Source organism: Halomonas smyrnensis AAD6, assembly GCF_000265245.1.
GTDB lineage: Bacteria > Pseudomonadota > Gammaproteobacteria > Pseudomonadales > Halomonadaceae > Halomonas > Halomonas smyrnensis.
Genome location: NZ_AJKS02000001.1, coordinates 227,987 through 244,889 on the forward strand (window position 1 = coordinate 227,987; position 16,903 = coordinate 244,889).

Annotated in this window: 13 protein-coding genes; 7 read left to right on the forward strand and 6 right to left on the reverse strand. The window is 69.8% G+C overall.

The genetic code is table 11. The features are described from left to right. Positions 1-184: 184 nt before the first annotated feature. Together tsaB and UYS_RS0201015 are read left to right on the forward strand one after the other, a co-directional pair. On the forward strand, positions 185-889 hold the full coding sequence (gene tsaB / locus UYS_RS0201010; protein ID WP_016853627.1) for a tRNA (adenosine(37)-N6)-threonylcarbamoyltransferase complex dimerization subunit type 1 TsaB: 705 nt from the start codon (positions 185-187) through the stop codon (positions 887-889). Further along, entirely contained in the window at positions 886-1,647 is a 762-nt protein-coding gene (locus UYS_RS0201015) for a class I SAM-dependent methyltransferase (RefSeq protein WP_016853628.1), read from the forward strand. Before tsaB ends, UYS_RS0201015 begins: the two co-directional genes overlap by 4 nt. A 6-nt stretch (positions 1,648-1,653) precedes the next feature. Here the strand turns inward: UYS_RS0201015 and plsB are convergent, their stop codons facing one another. Beyond that, a complete protein-coding gene (gene plsB, locus UYS_RS0201020) occupies positions 1,654-4,089 on the reverse strand; it encodes a glycerol-3-phosphate 1-O-acyltransferase PlsB (RefSeq protein ID WP_016853629.1) in 2,436 nt (811 codons plus the stop codon). A 137-nt stretch (positions 4,090-4,226) separates the two neighbouring features. On the opposite strand from plsB, the gene UYS_RS0201025 reads away from it, so the two are divergent. Then, positions 4,227-5,348 (forward strand): phospholipase D-like domain-containing protein, encoded by a 1,122-nt coding sequence (locus tag UYS_RS0201025; RefSeq protein ID WP_016853630.1) that lies wholly within the window; start codon positions 4,227-4,229, stop codon positions 5,346-5,348. A 5-nt stretch (positions 5,349-5,353) separates the two neighbouring features. Here the strand turns inward: UYS_RS0201025 and UYS_RS0201030 are convergent, their stop codons facing one another. Next, positions 5,354-6,025, reverse strand: coding sequence for a YecA/YgfB family protein (locus UYS_RS0201030; protein WP_016853631.1), 672 nt, complete (start codon positions 6,023-6,025; stop codon positions 5,354-5,356). A gap of 65 nt (positions 6,026-6,090) precedes the next feature. Between UYS_RS0201030 and UYS_RS0201035 the strand changes: the two genes are divergently transcribed. The 4 genes from UYS_RS0201035 (at position 6,091) to UYS_RS0201050 (ending at position 10,825) form a co-directional block, all read left to right on the forward strand. Continuing rightward, the gene (locus UYS_RS0201035) at positions 6,091-6,633 is read left to right on the forward strand and encodes a SprT family zinc-dependent metalloprotease (RefSeq protein ID WP_016853632.1); all 543 of its coding nucleotides are present in this window, start codon (positions 6,091-6,093) and stop codon (positions 6,631-6,633) included. Positions 6,634-6,802: 169 nt separating this feature from the next. Next, a complete protein-coding gene (gene acs / locus UYS_RS0201040) occupies positions 6,803-8,752 on the forward strand; it encodes an acetate--CoA ligase (RefSeq protein WP_016853633.1) in 1,950 nt (649 codons plus the stop codon). Positions 8,753-8,980: 228 nt separating this feature from the next. Then, the gene (locus UYS_RS0201045) at positions 8,981-9,940 is read left to right on the forward strand and encodes a DMT family transporter (protein ID WP_156821516.1); all 960 of its coding nucleotides are present in this window, start codon (positions 8,981-8,983) and stop codon (positions 9,938-9,940) included. A gap of 219 nt (positions 9,941-10,159) precedes the next feature. Next, entirely contained in the window at positions 10,160-10,825 is a 666-nt protein-coding gene (locus UYS_RS0201050; protein ID WP_016853635.1) for a LuxR C-terminal-related transcriptional regulator, read from the forward strand. Between the two features lie 82 nt (positions 10,826-10,907). Here the strand turns inward: UYS_RS0201050 and mntR are convergent, their stop codons facing one another. The 4 genes from mntR to UYS_RS0201070 form a co-directional block, all read right to left on the reverse strand. Then, the gene (gene mntR, locus UYS_RS0201055; protein WP_016853636.1) at positions 10,908-11,333 is read right to left on the reverse strand and encodes a manganese-binding transcriptional regulator MntR; all 426 of its coding nucleotides are present in this window, start codon (positions 11,331-11,333) and stop codon (positions 10,908-10,910) included. A 6-nt stretch (positions 11,334-11,339) separates the two neighbouring features. Then, complete coding sequence (locus UYS_RS0201060; protein WP_016853637.1) at positions 11,340-12,623, reverse strand: Nramp family divalent metal transporter; 1,284 nt, start codon at positions 12,621-12,623, stop codon at positions 11,340-11,342. A gap of 95 nt (positions 12,624-12,718) precedes the next feature. Further along, the gene (locus UYS_RS18320; protein ID WP_016853638.1) at positions 12,719-12,862 is read right to left on the reverse strand and encodes a hypothetical protein; all 144 of its coding nucleotides are present in this window, start codon (positions 12,860-12,862) and stop codon (positions 12,719-12,721) included. 207 nt (positions 12,863-13,069) lie between these two features. Further along, on the reverse strand, positions 13,070-16,837 hold the full coding sequence (locus UYS_RS0201070) for a hybrid sensor histidine kinase/response regulator (protein ID WP_016853639.1): 3,768 nt from the start codon (positions 16,835-16,837) through the stop codon (positions 13,070-13,072). Positions 16,838-16,903: the final 66 nt, after the last annotated feature.

Consider the following 16,903-nt stretch of genomic DNA (forward strand, 5'->3'; position numbering starts at 1 on the left):
ATCACCGGCGGTGCTCGAAATCCTCACCTAGTACCCCCTAGGCTCCGGTTTCTGCGCTCCGGCGGTGACCAATCTGTCTTCGCTCGTGACGTAAATCCACGCTTTTCTTCATCCCGGTAACGGCCCGCATTGCGCGGGCCGTTGTCGTATAATGCCCCGACACTTCCCGCACCGTTAGAGACCCATGCCGATCCTGCTGGCCCTGGATGCCTCCTCGAGCGCCTGCTCCGCCGCCCTGCTGCGGCGTCGCGAGGGCGCCGACGACGAGGTGATCTCCCGCTTCGAACTCACTCCCCGAGCCCATACCCGCCGGCTGATGCCGATGGTCGACGAGGTGCTGGCCGAGGCCGGCGTCGCCCCGGCCGAGCTGGACGCGGTGGCCTATGGCCGCGGCCCGGGCTCCTTCACCGGCCTGCGCATCGCCGCCGGCGCCGCCCAGGGGCTGGCCTTCGGCCTCGACCGCCCGCTGCTCGGGGTCTCGACCCTGCAGGCGCTGGCCCTGGGCGCCCATCTCCGCCATCGCTACCGCTACCTGATCACCGCGCTCGACGCGCGCATGGGCGAGATCTACGCCGCCGCCTGGCAGTGCTTCGACGGCCGCGTCGAGTGCCTGGCCGAGGAGGCGGTGCTGCCGCCCGAACGGCTGCGCCTGCCCGAGGCCCAGGCCGATCATGACTGGGTCGGCGTGGGCTCCGGCTGGTCCCTGTGGGACGCCATGCCGGCCGACGTGCAGGCCGGGATGAGCCTGTGCCTGCCCGACCAGGAGGCCGCCGCCGAGGACATGGTGCGCCTGGCCGCCGACGCCTTCGAGGCCGGTGAGGGGCGCCCGGCGGCCGAGGTCCAGCCGGTCTACCTGCGCGACCGGGTCGCCTGGCAGAAGAGCCGATGAGCGCGGTGGCGGCGGACGACGCGGCCCTGGCCGCGCGCTGGGGGCTGCCCGAGGCCGATGCGCTAGCGTCGGGCGAAGCGCCGCCGCTCACGCTCGGCCGCGAGGGCGGCCGGCTGGTGCTGGCCGGCGACGCGAAGGCCTACGGCAAGCCGCTGTCGGTGGACTTCGTCGAGGGCAAGGCGGCCCACCGGCGCCGCTTCGGCGGCGGCCGCGGCCAGCTGATCGCCAAGGCCTGCGGGCTCGGCAAGGGCGTGACGCCCTCGGTGGTGGACGCCACCGCGGGGCTCGGCCGCGATGCCTTCGTGCTTGCGACCCTCGGCGCCGAGGTGCTGATGGTCGAGCGCGTGGCGGCCATCGCCGCCCTGCTCGAGGACGGCCTGGCGCGTGCCATGGCGGACCCCGACACCGCCGAGATCGCCGCCCGGCTGCGGCTGGCCCACGGCGACGCGAGTGGCGAGCTCGCCGACCTGGTGGCGGCGTCCGGCGTCGCGCCCCAGGTGGTCCATCTGGACCCGATGTTTCCCCATCGCGAGAAGTCGGCGCTGGTGAAGAAGGAGATGCGGCTGTTCCGCGAGCTGGCCGGCGACGACGCCGATGCCCCGCGGCTGCTGGAGGCGGCGCTGGACGTGGCCACCCACCGGGTGGTGGTCAAGCGGCCGCGCAAGGCGCCGCCCATCGAGGGTCCCCCGCCGCGCCACGTGCTGGAGGGCAAGACCAGCCGTTACGACCTCTACGTCCACCGTTCCCTCGGCGACTAGCGCTCGCTAGTCGCCCGTGCTCTCTTCCGGGGCGCCGTTCCGGGCGTCGCTACGTCGGGCGGCGACTCTTTCCAGCCGATGGCGCAGCGCCGGATCGAACAGCGTCCGGCCGCGCCGGGCCGCCTCGCGCAGCGACTCGTCGTAGTACAGGCGTTCGTCGCGGATCGTCAGCCAGCCCTCGCGTGCCAGGCTCTCCACCAGGCCGTCGAACAGCCGCGCGTCGAAGAACTCCGGCGCGTCGCGGCCGGTGAGCCGTGCCAGGCGCTCGGCGAGCTGGCGGGCGTGGTTCGCCAGGCCGGCGTGGTCGAAGTGCCCCGGCGCCTCGCCGAGCAGGGCGGCGACCAGCAGGTAGCCGCGTTCCAGCGTCGGGCGGATCAGCCGCCCCAGCATGCGCAGCTGTTCGGCCTCGGCCAGCCCCTCGGCGCGTCGCCATCCCTGTGCCTCCTCGATCAGCAGCCCGGCCTCGGCGAGCTGGGCGAGGGTGGCGTCCAGCGCCGCCTCGAAGTCAGCCGGCGCCTCGATCGACAGCTCGTGTGCCAGCGCCGGCCAGCCCGGCGCCAGCAGCGCCGCCAGGGCGTCGCGGCGATGGCGGCCCTGATGGCGGAAGGCGAAGGCGACGAGCCCGGCCAGCGCGTAGAGGTGCAGCACGTTGTTGCGATACCAGGCCAGGCGGCCGGCCTGGCGCTCGTCGGCGGTGACCAGATCGCCCAGCGGGTGAGGGCGGTAGTCGAGCAGGCCCAGGGCGCGGGCGTGGTCGATCCAGTCGCGGGGCGCGCCGGCGGGCAGGGGATGGCTCTCGTCGCCGGGGCGGGGGCGACGGAGCTCGGCCAGCAGCGCCAGCTGGCGTTCGAGCAGCTCGGCCTCGATGGCCCGGTGGGGCGTGGCCAGCAGCCCGAGGGCGACCAGGTTCACCGGGTTGAGCGTGGCGGCGGCGTTAATGCGCCGCGCCAGGGTCTCGCCCAGCCGCGAGACCGCATCGGCGCGCCAGGCCGGGCGCGGCTCGCCGAGGTCTTCTCGCCAGCCGGGCTGGTGGGCATCGAGGAAGGCGTCGAGGGCCAGCGGCTCGCCGACGTTCACCGTGACCCGCCCGTAGGGCTCGCGCAGCCTGCCGAGCACGCCGAGCAGCCCCAGCGGGGTCTCCTTGCGCTTGGCGCCGCCGGCCAGCTCGCGCTGGTAGCTGGCCTCCTCGAGGATGCGCTCGTAGCCGATGTAGACCGGCACGAACGACAGCGGGCGGCCATCGGCGGGGCGGCGCAGGAAGGAGCCCAGGGTCATGGCCAGCATGCCGGGGCGCGGCGCCAGCAGCCGGCCGCTGCGCGAGCGCCCACCCTCGATGAAGTACTCGAGGCTGTGGCCGCGTGACAGCAGGCGGTGCAGATACTCGTCGAAGACCCGCGCGTAGAGCGGCTGGCCGCGGAAGCTGCGACGCAGGAAGAAGGCGCCGCCGCGGCGCAGCAGCGGGCCGATCACCGGCATGTTCAGGTTGCGGCCGGCGGCGATGTGCGGCGGCATCAGCCCCTGTTCGTAGAGCACGTAGGACAGCAGCAGGTAGTCGATGTGGCTGCGGTGGCAGGGCACATAGACCAGGGTGTGATGCCCGGCCAGCGCCTTGACGCGCTCGATGCCGCGCAGGTCGATGCCGTCATAGATCCGGTGCCACAGCCGGCCGAGCAGGCCGTCGAGGAAGCGCAGCGCCGGATAGCTCATGCTGGCGGCGATCTCGCGGCCGTAGCGATGCGCGCGCCGGCGTAGCCGGCCACGGCTGGCCTCGTCGTCGCCGGCCTGGTGGTCGATCTCGGCCTCGACCGCGGGGCTCGCCGCCACGCCGGCGATCAGGGTGCGGCGATGGGACAGGTCCGGCCCCAGCACCCGCTCGCGCACGCGCCGGAAGTGGACGCGCAGCAGGCGGGCGGTCTTGCGCTCGATGTGGGCGGGATCGCGGCCGTCGGCCAGCTCGGAGAGGCGCAGCGGGGCGCCCAGCTGCACCTCCAGGTCGCGGCCGTTGACCAGCACCGCCAGCAGGCGGCGCAGCCGGCCGGTCAGCCGCCAGTCGTCGGCGGCCAGCAGCTGCCAGATCCCGAAGCGCTTGCCCGGGGAGCGGCCCCAGAACACGCTCACCGGCACCAGCTGCACGTCCTCGCCGCGCTCGATCAGCCGCCGCAGCGGGGTCGGCCGGCGGTGGCGCCGTCGCGGATCGGGCAGGGCCAGCAGGGGAGGCGGTGCGTCATCGCCTCGGGCGCGACGCCCCGCCGTGGGCGGCAGGCCGTCGCGCTCGGTCAGGCACTCGAGCAGCAGGCGGTCGGAGAGCGACGGGCGGGGCAGCACGTAGACGGTCGGCAGCTCGGGATCGAGGCCCAGCGCCTCGGGAGCGGGTTCGCGCCGGCGCACCCGCACCCAGGCGCTAAGCAGTCGGCGCAGCGGGCGCCAGCGGGAGTCGGCCATCCGGTTGCCTGTGTGGTCGCATGTGCGGCCAGTATACGCATGCCGGCGGCGCCGGGTCAGGCGTTGGCGGCGCCGGCTTTTCCCGCCCCGGCAAACGTGCGTCAATGGCCGCCTGTCATCATGGCCAGGGAGGCGTCATGCACGGCATGTGGCGAGAGGGAAACCGGTTCGAGTTGCTGCCCGAGGCGTCGCGCTTCCTGCCGGCCATGTTCGAGGCCGTGGACGGCGCCCGCCACTCGGTGCTGGTCGAGCTCTACCTGATGGAGTCCGGTCGCCTGGCCAGTGCGGTGATCGAGGCACTGAGCCGCGCCGCGGCGCGCGGCGTGACGGTGCTGCTGCTGCTCGACGGCTATGGCGCCATGGGCCTCGACGCCGAGGATCGCCGGCGTCTCGAGTCGGCCGGGGTGGCGCTGCGCTGGTTCAATCCGCTGGGCTGGCATTCGCTGGCCCGCAACCTGACCCGCGACCATCGCAAGCTGGTGGTGGTGGACGGCGAGATCGCCTTCACCGGGGGCTTCGGCGTCGTCGACGAGTTCCTCGAGGCCTGGTACGAGGTGGCCCTGCGCATCCGCGGCCCGGTGGTGGCCGACTGGGTGCGGCTGTTCTCGAGCCTGTGGGACTCGCCAATGAGCCGCGGCGCGGGCGCGCCGGCGCTGGTGCACGGCCTGGCCAACGACGGCTCCGCCAGCGAGGGCTATCGCGGCATGCGCGGACGCGTGGTCTGGGGCCAGGGCTATCGCTACCAGGCGATTCGCCATTCCCTTCAGCAGCGGGTGAGCGGGGCGCAGCGGCGCATCTGGATCTGCACGCCGTATTTCGTGCCGACGCTGAGCCTGCGGCGACGCCTGGTGCGGGCCTCGCGTCGCGGCGTGGAGGTCTGCCTGCTGCTGCCCGGCGCCAGCCATGATCATCCCGGCGTGCGCTATGCCGGCCAGCGCTTCTATGGGCGCATGCTGCGCGCCGGGGTGCGCATCTTCGAGTTCCAGCCGTCGTTCATCCACGCCAAGTTCACCCTGGCCGACGACTGGGTCAGCCTGGGCTCGTGCAACTTCGATCACTGGAGCCTGCAGTGGAACCTGGAGGCCAATCAGGAGGTGGAGGACCCACGGCTGGCCGACGAGGTGGCCGAGCTGTTTCGGCGCAACTTCGCCGCCAGCCGCGAGATCGACGCCGAGGCCTGGGCGCGTCGGCCGCGGCTTCAGCGCCTCAGGGAATGGCTGTACGGGACCCTCGACGGCTGGCTTACCTTGCTGCGCTGAGCCGTTTACTTCTTGCGCTTCGGCTTGCCCTTGTCCTTCCCCTTGCTCTGGCCGGCGGGCTGCTTGCGGCGCGGCTTGGGCTTGGGCGTCTCGGGCGGCACGCGATAGTGCAGGTAGAGGTCGAGCACCAGCTCGGGCAGCTGGGCGGTCAGGCTCTCGAGGCGGTCGCCGTCCTTGGCCAGCTCGGCCATGTCCGGCTCGTCGCCGAACAGCCCGGAGAGCAGCATGAAGGGCAGCAGCAGGGTGGCGGCGGCCTCCTCGTCCTCGGCGAACCAGGCCGGCTCGTCGAGGAACACGCCCTCCATGAAGCCGGCGCACCAGTCGCCGATCGGCGTCTCCTCGGGCGGCACGCCGCCGAGCTCGAGATCGAACGGCAGCTCGGGCAGGCCGCCGCCCTCCAGCACCGAAATGGCGGTGGCGCGCAGCCGCTCCAGCAGCCCCAGCACTTCCTCGCGCTCGGCGTCGTCGGCGAAGGTCGGCTCGCCGTGAAAGAGCTCCGCCACCCAGGTGGCCGGTGGCACGTCGCTGGGCGAGACGGCCAGGGCGACCAGGAAGCCGTGGGCGCCGATCAGATCCAGGGCGTCGGCGTCGACGCCGTCCGACTCGAGAAAGTCGTCCAGGCGGTCCAGGGCCTCGTCGTCGAGGAGCGGCAGGGGCTGGGGCTTGTCGTCTGACATGTCTCTCACTCGCTGGTGTCGGCGGGGCTTTACGCCATCTAAACGGAGCGCCATTCTAGCATCCCATGACGACGCCCGCGCTGCCCGACCCGGACCCGCACTGGCTGGCCGGCCTCGATGTCGAGGCCGGCCGGGCGGCGCTGCGCGAGCGGGTCGAGGCCGCCTACGCGCTGTGTCGCGAGGTGCATCCGGGTCTGCCGCGGCCCGGCGTGTGGCTGGACCTGCGCGGCCGCTCGGCCGGCCAGGCGCATTTCGGCCGCGGCGGGCTGCGCTTCAATCCGGTGCTGTTCGACGAGAATCGCCATGCCTTCCTGGTCGAGGTGGTGCCCCACGAGATGGCCCACTGGCTGGTGCATCACCTGGAGGACGGCCATCGGGCCAAGCCCCATGGCCACGAGTGGCGCACCGTTATGCGCCGGCTGTTCGGGCTCGCGCCCCGCACCACCCATCGTTTCGACACCGGCCGCGCGAGCCCCGCGCCCCATCGCTACCGCTGCGGCTGCCGAGAACATGCCTTCACCGCGCGGCGCCATGCGTTGGCGCGGGCCGGCCGCGCCTATCGCTGTCGACACTGCGCCGAGACCTTGGTCTATCTGGGCCTGGGCTGACCCGGATGAACGGGCTTAACGTACTGTTATAAAAAGAAAAACGTTCATACCAATGTCTAAGGGGAAGGCGCCTCGACGGAAGAGTATGCTGAATTCATCTTAATGGCGCCGGTCGCCGCGATCGGCATCGTCAACCTGAAGGGACCACCCCGAGGACAGAGGCAACTCCATGAGTGATCAACCGCACGTCTATCCGGTACCCGATGACTTCGCCGCCAAGGCCTGGGCCGACAAGGCCACCTACCAGGCCATGTACCAGCGTTCGCTGGACGATCCGGAGGGCTTCTGGGCCGAACAGGCCGAGTGCCTCGACTGGTTCAAGGCGCCAAGCAAGATCAAGCACACCGTCTTCGATCCCCAGGACGTCGACATCCGCTGGTTCGAGGACGGCCGCCTCAACGTCAGCAGCAACTGCCTGGACCGTCACCTCGAGACCCGCGGCGACCAGACGGCGATCATCTGGGAAGGCGACGATCCCGAGGATTCCAAGACCCTGACCTATCGCCAGCTGCATGAGCGCACCTGCCAGCTGGCCAATGCCCTCAAGGGCATGGGCGTGAAGCGCGGCGATACCGTCACCCTCTACATGCCGATGATCCCCGAGGCCGCCATGGCGATGCTGGCCTGCGCCCGCATCGGCGCGGTGCATTCGGTGGTGTTCGGCGGCTTCTCGCCGGACGCCCTGGCCCAGCGGGTCAAGGACGCCGGTTCCCGGGTGGTGATCACCGCCGACGAATCCGTGCGCGGCGGCAAGCAGGTGCCGCTCAAGGACAACGTCGACGCCGCCCTGACCCGCGAGGGCAGCGACGTCTGCGAGAAGGTGCTGGTGGTCCAGCGCACCGGCGGCGAGATCGACTGGCACGAGGGCCGCGACCTGTGGTTCCACGAGCAGGTCGATCCGCAGTCCACCGACTGCCCGGCCGAGGAAATGGGCGCCGAGGACCCGCTGTTCATCCTCTACACCTCGGGCTCCACCGGCGCGCCCAAGGGCCTCAAGCACACCACCGGTGGCTACCTGCTGCACGCGGCCCTGACCCATCGCTACGTGTTCGACTACCACGACGGCGACATCTACTGGTGCACCGCCGATGTGGGCTGGGTGACCGGCCACAGCTACATCGTCTACGGCCCGCTGGCCAACGGCGCCACCACCCTGATGTTCGAGGGCGTGCCGAGCTATCCGACCAACGGCCGCATGGGCGAGATCGTCGACAAGCACCGGGTCAACATCCTCTACACCGCGCCCACCGCGGTGCGTGCGCTGATGGCCCACGGCGACGACGTCATGGATTCCAGCTCCCGCGACAGCCTGCGCCTGCTGGGCTCGGTGGGCGAGCCGATCAATCCCGAGGCCTGGGAGTGGTTCCATCGGGTGATCGGCAACGAGCGCTGTCCGATCGTCGATACCTGGTGGCAGACCGAGACCGGCGGCATCATGATCGCGCCGCTGCCCGGCGCCACCGACCTCAAGCCCGGCTCCGCCACCCTGCCGTTCTTCGGCGTGCAGCCGGCGCTGGTCGACAACGAGGGCAACATCCTCGAGGGCGCCACCGAGGGTAACCTGGTGATGCTCGACGCCTGGCCGGGGCAGGCGCGCTCGATCTGGAACAACCACGAGCGCTTCCTGCAGACCTATTTCAGCACCTACAAGGGCATGTACTTCACCGGCGACGGCTGCCGCCGCGACGAGGACGGCTACTACTGGATCACCGGCCGCGTCGACGACGTGCTCAACGTCTCCGGGCACCGCATGGGCACCGCCGAGATCGAGTCCTCGCTGGTGGCCCACGAGTCGGTGGCCGAGGCCGCCGTGGTCGGCTTCCCCCATGACATCAAGGGGCAGGGCATCTACATCTACGTGACCCTGGCCGACGACGTGGAGCCCAGCGACGAGCTCAAGAAGGCGCTCACCCAGTGGGTGCGCAAGGACATCGGGCCGATCGCCTCGCCGGACGTCATCCAGTGGGCGCCGGGGCTGCCCAAGACCCGCTCGGGCAAGATCATGCGCCGCATCCTGCGCAAGATCGCCGCCAACGAGTGCGACGGCCTGGGCGACACCAGCACCCTGGCCGATCCGTCGGTGGTCGACGACCTGATCGAGCATCGCGCCAACCGCTGAGCTCGGATCAGATCGCCGGACTCGTGGGATGAGACCATCAGCGACAGCGAAGCGCGGGGGCCCGGCCCCCGCGCTTTTTCGTGTGTCGCTCTTCCGCCAGCCGGCAGCCAAAAGAGTGGCTATCCATGAGACGCTGCCTTGATAATGGTGCGATGACACAGGGCGACAGGGGGCCGCGGGGCGCCCTTGAGCACATTGTCATTCCTTTCATGATCAAGGCCGTTCTCCATGTCAGCAGGCAAGTCGGATGCATTCTCAGAGTCTCAGCCAGCCACTTCCTCACCGGTGTCATCATTCGCCTCCGGCGTGGGCGAGAATCGTCCACGCGCCGTGGTGCTGATGTGCCTGTCGGCGATCTCCTTCGCGCTGATGGGGGCGATGGTCAAGCTGAGCGGTGACTTGCCGCTGTTCGAGAAGGTCTTCGTGCGCAACCTCGTCAGCCTGGGCGTCGCCATCGTGATGGTTCGCCTGGCCGGGGCGCGCCTGTTGGGGCATTGGCATCATCAGCCGCTGTTGCTGGCCCGTTCACTGATCGGGCTCGGCGGCGTGATGAGCTTCTTCTATGCCATCGAGCATCTGTTGCTGGCAGATGCAACCATCCTGAACAAGCTTTCGCCGTTCTTCGTGACGCTGTTTGCCGGCCTCTTCCTGGCCGAGCGTCTGGGGGGATGGCGGCTGGTGGGCATGTTGATCGCCTTCGTCGGGGCGGCGCTGGTCATCAAGCCACAGCTGGCGTTCGCGGAAGGGGGGATGGAGGCGCTCCTGCCGGCGCTGGTCGGGCTGGGGTCCGCCATGCTGGCAGGCGGAGCCTACACGCTGATACGGGCGCTGAGAGGGCGTGAGGCGTCCGCGACCATCGTGCTACATTTCTCGCTGGTCTCCAGCATCGCCACCCTGGTGCCGATGCTGATGAATCCGGTGATGCCCAGTGGGCCTCAGGCATTGGCCTTGCTGGGTATCGGGATCTTCGCGGCCGGTGGCCAGATACTGATGACCAAGGCCTATCGCCTGGCGCCCGCGGGGGAAGTGTCGATCTATTCCTATCTGACCATCGTGTTTTCCGCTCTGGCCGGCTGGGCGATCTGGGGCGAAGTGCCGGATGCCGCCAGTCTCGTCGGCTTCCTGCTGATTGCCGGAGTGGCACTGGCCGGCTGGCAGGCGAGTCGCGTTGCGGCAAGGGCGGCCTGAGCCATCCGCAGGATGATGTCAGAATTCACGTGTGCATTGCTCACTCATTGGTGGGCAATCCGTGCGATACTCGTGTTCCCCGAGCGAAACATCAGTAGGTCTCCCGATGGTGGGCTGCTTTGTTAAACGCGCGTTCCGTGGGGTAACATGCCGTTAATAAATACTGCGTCCCGCAGGCGGCGGTCGGCCCCCGCTGCTCTCGGATCCGGAGGAGAATCCATGGCCTTTGCCCAGAAGTTCATCGTCGCCGACGATCATCCGCTGTTTCGCGCGGCCCTGACCCAGGCGCTGCGCCAGGTCGCCCCCCAGGCCGAGATCGTCGAGTCCGATACCATGGAGGCCACCACCGAGGTCGTCACCCGGCATCCGGACGCCGATCTGATCCTGCTCGACCTGCACATGCCCGGTGCCCACGGCTTTTCCGGGCTGATCCAGCTGCGCGGCCAGACGCCGGACATCCCGGTGGCGGTGGTCTCGGGCAGCGACGAGCTGCACGTGGTGCGCCGTGCCATCGACTACGGCGCCTCCGGCTTCATTCCCAAGTCGTCGTCGCTGGCGCTGATCGCCGAGGCGGTGGGCGAGATCCTCGACGGCGAGGTATGGCTGCCCGAGGAGATGGCCGAGGCGCTGGGCGAGGCCGACGAGGAAGAGGCGCGCTTCGCCGAGGCCATCGCCTCGCTGACGCCCCAGCAGTTCCGGGTGCTCAACATGCTCACCGAGGGCCTGCTCAACAAGCAGATCGCCTATGAGCTCAACGTCTCCGAGGCCACCATCAAGGCCCACGTCACCGCCATCCTGCGCAAGCTCGGCGTGCACTCCCGCACCCAGGCGGTGATCGCCGCCCAGAAGCTCGAGGTCGAGCCGCCCAAGGTCGAGCAGTCCTGAGCCGCCTCCGTGGTCCGGTCCTGACGAAACGCCGCCCCGCTGATTGCGGGGCGGCGTCGTTTCGGGGCTCGCATGCGTGGCGTCAGTCGTCGGTGCCGGCGGCCTGGCCGAGGAAGCGGCGCATGGCGGCGACCGTCTCGTCGCTGCAGTGATGCTCGATGCCCTCCGAGTCGGCGCGGGCGACCTCCTCCGGCACCCCCAGCCGTCGCAGGGTCGCCAGCACCACCCGGTGGCGGGCGGCGACCCGCTCGGCCATGGCCTCGCCGTCCGGCGTCAGGAAGATGCCGCGATAGGGTCGGGCGATCACCAGGCCGTCGCGGCGTAGCCGGGCCACCACCTTTGAGACGGCGGCGGCGCTGACGCCGAAGCAGGCGGCCAGGTCGCTGGCGCGGGCCTCGCCGTGACGCGCATGCAGGTGGGCGATCTCCTCGACGTAGTCCTCGACCAGCTCGCGCTGGTGGTCCTGGCGCACGCGTTCGAAGGCGGCATGCTTGGGCAGTGCGGGCATGGTGGCTTATCCCTCGCCAAACAGGGTGAAGAACAGCACATAGCCGTTGAGGCCGATGATCAGTACGCAGATCGCGCCGCCGACGACGGTCACCGTGCGGCTGTTGACCAGGTTGCCCATCAGTCGGCGGTTGGCGGTGAAGCACAGCAGCGGGATCAGCGCGAAGGGGATGCCGAAGCTCAGGATCACCTGGCTGGCCACCAGCGCCTTCTGCTCGGAGATGCCCAGCAGGATCACCGCCAGTGCCGGCCCCATGGTGATCAGGCGGCGCAGCCACAGCGGAATGGTGAAGCGCACGAAGCCCTGCATGATCACCTGACCCGAGAGGGTGCCGACGATCGACGAGGACAGCCCGGCGAGCAACAGCGCAAGCCCGAACAGGCGGCTGGCCAGCTCCTGTCCCATCATCGGCGCGAGCAGCCGGTAGCTGTCGCTGATGGTCGCGACGTCGAGCAGCCCCTGGGCGTGGAACACCGAGGCGGCCAGCGCCAGCATGCTCAGGTTGACCAGCCCGGCGATGGCCATGCCGACGATGACGTCGAGCCGGTAGTAGCGCATCAGCCGCCGGCGTTCGCCGTCGTTGCGTGCCTGGATGCGGTTCTGTGACAGCGCCGAGTGCAGATAGATGACATGGGGCATCACCGTGGCGCCGAGGATGCCGGCGGCGAGATAGAGGGCATAGCCGTCGGGGAAGCCGGGCACCAGCAGGCCCTTGAGCAGAGGGGCGGTCTCGGGGGGCGCGAGGATCATCTCCATCAGGAAGCCGCTGGCGATGGCCAGGATCATGGCGCCGATGACGATCTCCATCAGCCGGAAGCCGTGCCGATGCATCAGCAGCGCCGCATAGGTGATCGCCCCGGTCAGCAGCGCGCCCTCCACCAGCGACAGGCCGAACAGCAGGTTGAAGGCCAGGGCGGCGCCGAGGAACTCGGCGAGATCGGTGGCGATGGCGACGATCTCCGCCTGGACCCAGTAGACCCACACCACCGGGCGCGGATAGCGCTCGCGGATCACCTCGGCCAGGTTCTGGCCGGTGGCCAGCCCCAGCCGCGCCGAGAGGGTCTGGATCAGCATCGCCATCAGGTTGGCGCCCAGCACCACCCACAGCAGTGCATAGCCGTAGCGCGAGCCGGCCTCGATGTTGGTGGCGAAGTTGCCGGGGTCGACGTAGGCCACGGCGGCGATCAGCGCCGGCCCGAAGAAGGCCGTCCAGCCCCAGCGGCGGCGCTGGCCGCTGAGGGCGTGGGCCGCCTTGGCCCGAACCGTGTCGTTGGAAATGGCGGGAAGCATCGGCGTGGCTCTTGTTAACCGAGGTTAATAACTGTTCCTCAGGTTAAGGCAGACGCCGTCGCCCGCCCAATAGCGTCTCTGCTCTGGGGCGATCGTCATGGACTATCGCGCCGCGGGGCCGGGCCTTTGATGCCGTGGCGCAGGGCCTCCATCACCACCCGGAAGGCCGCCGTCTGCTGGCGCCGGCTGGGGTAGTAGAGATGATAGCCCTCGAAGGGCTCGGACCCGTCTCCCAGCACCTCCTCGAGCTCGCCGCACGCGGAAGACCGAGATCCATCCGGGCGATATCGTCTACTGCAACTGCGGTCGCCGACGAGGACTATCTCGGCGGCCCGCTCGCGAAGGACCGAGGGGGCGGGAGCGTCGAGCGAGGCGACGAAAAACGCCGGCGGGCCCGTTGATTCGGGCCCGCCGGCGTCGTTTCGTGCCCTCGACTGGCGTGTGGCTCAGCCCTGATGAGAGGCGGCGCGGCTGGCCTGCAGGGTGCGGGTCAGCAGCGCGCGCAGGGCGGCGGGACGCACCGGCTTGAGCAACAGCTGGTAGCCGGCGCGCTTGATCTCCTCGGCGACCTCCTCGGTGCGGTCGGCGGTGATCACGATGCCCGGCACCGCGCCCTCGAGGCGCTCGTCGAGCGCCTCCATGGCCATCAGGCCGGTGACCTCGTTGTCGAGGTGGTAGTCGGCCAGGATCGCATCGGGGTCGGCGTCCAGGTGGCGCAGCACCGACTTGGCGCCGCCGATCGAGGTGGCGGTGAAGACCTCGCAGCCCCAGCCGGACAGCATCGCCTTCATGCCCTCGAGGATCAGCGACTCGTTGTCGATGCACAGGATGCGCTTGCCGGCCAGCTTGTTGCCGGCGCGCTTGGGCCTGGCCTCCTCGCGCTGCTCCTCCTCGCGGGCGGCCACCGTCGGCACGCTGACCGAGAACACGGTGCCGCTGCCCTCCCAGGAGCGGACTCGGATCGGGTGTTCGAGCACGCGGGCCATGCGATCGGCGATGGAGAGCCCCAGGCCCAGCCCCTTCTCGCTTTCCTTGTGGCGCGAGGTCTGATCGAGACGGCGGAACTCCTGGAAGATCTCGGCCTGCTTGGCCTCGGGGATGCCGGGACCGGAGTCCCAGACCTCGATCGACAGCCGCTCGCCCTGGCGCCGGCAGCCCAGCATCACCCGGCCCTCCTGGGTGTAGCGGATGGCGTTGGAGAGGAAGTTCTGCACGATGCGCCTCAGCATCTGGGCGTCGCTGTCGACCCACTGGCGGGTGGGCACCACCACCAGGTCGAGGCCGCGCTCCTCGGCCATCATCTCGAACTCGGCGCGCAGCGGACGGAAGACGTCGGCCAGGGCGAAGTGGCTGCGCCGCGGGGTCAGCGCCCCGGCATCGAGCTTGGAGATGTCGAGCAGGGTGCCGAGCAGCTCCTCGGCGGCCTGCAGCGAGTTGTCGATATGGCCGATGGTGCGGCGCATCTCGTCGGCCTGCATCTCCTGGGACAGCGCCTGGGTGCGCTCGCGCACGCGCTCCTCCAGGCTCTCGTTGGTCTCCTGCAGGGCGATCTCGGCGCGGCGGCGCTCGGTGATGTCCTGGTAGAGGGCGAAGAAGCCCAGGATCGCGCCGCTGTCGCCGAAGTGCGGGGTGTAGGTCACCAGCATGTAGCGGATGCCCTCGGTCAGCGTCAGCGAGACCTCGAAGCTGACCCGCTCGCCGTCCAGGGCGCGCTCGATCCAGGGCGCGCGCTCGCGATGCATGTCCGCCGGCAGCACCTCGTGGAGCGGCTGGCCGATCACCGCGTGGCGATCGATGGAGAAGGCCTGCTCGTAGGCGCGGTTGGTGAAGAGGTAGCGGCAGTCCTTGTCGAAGTAGGCGATCAGCGCCGGCACGTTGTCCGTGTAGATGCGGATGTTGTTCTCCGAGCGGATCAGCGCCTCCTCGGTGCGCTTCTGCTGGGTGATGTCCTGGTAGGTGTAGACGAAGCCGCCGCCGGGCATGGGGTTGCCCTGGACCTCGAGCACGCTGCCGTCCTGGCGGTAGCGCACATAGCGGTGCGGCTGGCCCTCGCGGATGTTGTCGAGCAAGAGCTGCACGTGCTCCTCGGGGTCACCGGGGCCGTATTCGCCGTTGTGGGCGTTGTAGCGGAAGATGCGGTCGATCGGCGCGCCGACCCGGATCAGGTGATCGGGGAAGCGGAACAGCTCCAGATAGCGCTGGTTCCACACCACCAGCCGCAGGTTCTGGTCGACCACGCTGATGCCCTGGTTGATGTTCTCGATGGTGGCCTGCAGCAGGGCGCGGTTGAACTCCAGTACCTGGGAGGCCTCGTCGACGATCGAGATCACGTCGGAGATGCCGATGCCGCGGCCCTGCAGCGCCGAGTTGACCACGATGCGCGCCGAGGAGGCGCCGAGCACCGAGGCCAGGAAGCGCTCGGTGAACTGGATGACGTCGATCGAGGCCCGGGCGTGGTCGTCCAGCGGCGTGCCGGTGCGCCGGGCATAGTCGTCGAAGGCCCGGTCGACCTGGTCGGCGCCGAGGAAGCGCTGGCACAGCACCTTGAGGTCGCCCACCGTGGTGGCGCCGGTCCAGGGGCGGTTGACCGAGGTCTGGCGGGTCTCGACGCTGTCGACGAACAGCGAGGCCTGGATGCGCTCCACCACCCGCTGGGGCGTCATCTGGGAGACGAAGATGTAGCTGACCAGATTGACGCCCAGCGACAGCATCACGCCGTGGGTGAAGCCGTCGCCGACGTTGAGGCCGAACAGCGAGGTGGGCGACAGCCAGCCGATGCCCAGCGGGCCGCCGTCGAGCCAGGCCTGGGGCAGCACGCCGGCGCCGATCATCGCCGGCATCAGCAGGCTGTAGGCCCAGATGGCGAAGCCGGCGTTCATGCCGACGATCACGCCCAGGCGGTTGCCGCGCTTCCAGTAGAGCCCGCCGATCAGCGCCGGCGCGAACTGGCCGGCGGCGGCGAACGACAGCATGCCGATGGAGGCCAGCGAGCTGAAGTCGCCGATCAGGTGATAGGTGCCGTAGGCCAGCGCCAGGATCGCGGCAATGGTGATGCGCCGGGCGCGCAGCACCAGCCGGCCGTAGTCGCGGGCCTTGGTGTCGAACCAGCGCAGGCGGAACAGCGCCGGGATGACGATCTCGTTGGAGATCATGATCGACACCGCCACCGCGGCCACGATCACCATGCCGGTGGCGGCCGAGAAGCCGCCGATGAAGGTCAACAGGGCCAGCCATTCGCTGCCCGCGGCCATCGGCAGGGCCAGCACGTAGCTGTCCGGGGCCACGCTGCCGTCGGCGAACAGGGTCAGGCCGGCGGCGGCCAGCGGCAGCACGAAGAAGGCGAAGGCCGCCAGATAGAGCGGGAACAGCCAGCGGGCCTTGGCGGCGTCGTCGCGGTGGATGTTCTCCACCACCGCGACGTGGAACTGGCGCGGCAGGCACAGGATCGCCAGCATCGCCAGCAGGGTCTGGGCCCAGAAGCTCTGGCCGAAGTCCTGCTGGGCCAGCTGTTGCTGCAGCTCGAGCTGGATGTCGGCGAAGGCCAGCAGATCGCCGAGGCCGTCGAACATGCCCCAGGTGACATAGGCACCGAGCACCAGGAACGCCACCAGCTTGACCAGCGACTCGAAGGCCACGGCGTGGATCAGTCCCTCGTGGTGCTCGGTGGCGTCGGTGTGGCGGGTGCCGAAGAGGATCGCGAACACCGCCATCACCAGCGCCACGTAGAAGGCCGTGTCGCCGAACAGCGGCGCGCGGGTGATGTCCGTGGCGTCGGTCATCATGCTGAAGGAGGTCGACACCGCCTTCAGCTGCAGCACGATGTAGGGCAGGGTGCCGACCAGCGCCACCAGGCTGGCGAAGGCCGCCAGCGACTGGGTCTTGCCGTAGCGCGAGGCGATGAAGTCGGCGATCGAGGTGACGTTCTGGTGCTTGGCGACGCGGATCATCTTGGCCAGCACCGGCCAGAACAGCAGCAGCGTGAGGATCGGCCCGACGAAGATGCTGGCGAACGACCAGCCCGAGGTGGCCGCCTGGCCGACGGCGCCGTGGAAGGTCCAGGAGGTGCAGTAGATCGCCAGCGCCAGGCTGTAGATCACCGGCCGGCGGCGACTGGCGCCGTGGCGGCGGGCCATGCGGTCGCCGCGCCAGGCGATGGCGAACAGCACGGCGATATAGAGCAGTGAAACGGCGATCAGCAGCCAGCCAGCGAACATGGTCATCTCCCTCGGGTTCCCGCCCATTCTAAGGCCCGGTGGAAGGCTGTCCATGTTCGATGGAGG

Bases quoted from the DNA above. Each gene is read 5' to 3' on its own strand.
- tsaB (WP_016853627.1), top strand. From the start codon at position 185: ATGCCGATCCTGCTGGCCCTGGATGCCTCCTCGAGCGCCTGCTCCGCC.
- UYS_RS0201015 (WP_016853628.1), top strand. From the start codon at position 886: ATGAGCGCGGTGGCGGCGGACGACGCGGCCCTGGCCGCGCGCTGGGGG.
- plsB (WP_016853629.1), bottom strand. From the start codon at position 4,089: ATGGCCGACTCCCGCTGGCGCCCGCTGCGCCGACTGCTTAGCGCCTGG.
- UYS_RS0201025 (WP_016853630.1), top strand. From the start codon at position 4,227: ATGCACGGCATGTGGCGAGAGGGAAACCGGTTCGAGTTGCTGCCCGAG.
- UYS_RS0201030 (WP_016853631.1), bottom strand. From the start codon at position 6,025: ATGTCAGACGACAAGCCCCAGCCCCTGCCGCTCCTCGACGACGAGGCC.
- UYS_RS0201035 (WP_016853632.1), top strand. From the start codon at position 6,091: ATGACGACGCCCGCGCTGCCCGACCCGGACCCGCACTGGCTGGCCGGC.
- acs (WP_016853633.1), top strand. From the start codon at position 6,803: ATGAGTGATCAACCGCACGTCTATCCGGTACCCGATGACTTCGCCGCC.
- UYS_RS0201045 (WP_156821516.1), top strand. From the start codon at position 8,981: ATGTCAGCAGGCAAGTCGGATGCATTCTCAGAGTCTCAGCCAGCCACT.
- UYS_RS0201050 (WP_016853635.1), top strand. From the start codon at position 10,160: ATGGCCTTTGCCCAGAAGTTCATCGTCGCCGACGATCATCCGCTGTTT.
- mntR (WP_016853636.1), bottom strand. From the start codon at position 11,333: ATGCCCGCACTGCCCAAGCATGCCGCCTTCGAACGCGTGCGCCAGGAC.
- UYS_RS0201060 (WP_016853637.1), bottom strand. From the start codon at position 12,623: ATGCTTCCCGCCATTTCCAACGACACGGTTCGGGCCAAGGCGGCCCAC.
- UYS_RS0201070 (WP_016853639.1), bottom strand. From the start codon at position 16,837: ATGTTCGCTGGCTGGCTGCTGATCGCCGTTTCACTGCTCTATATCGCC.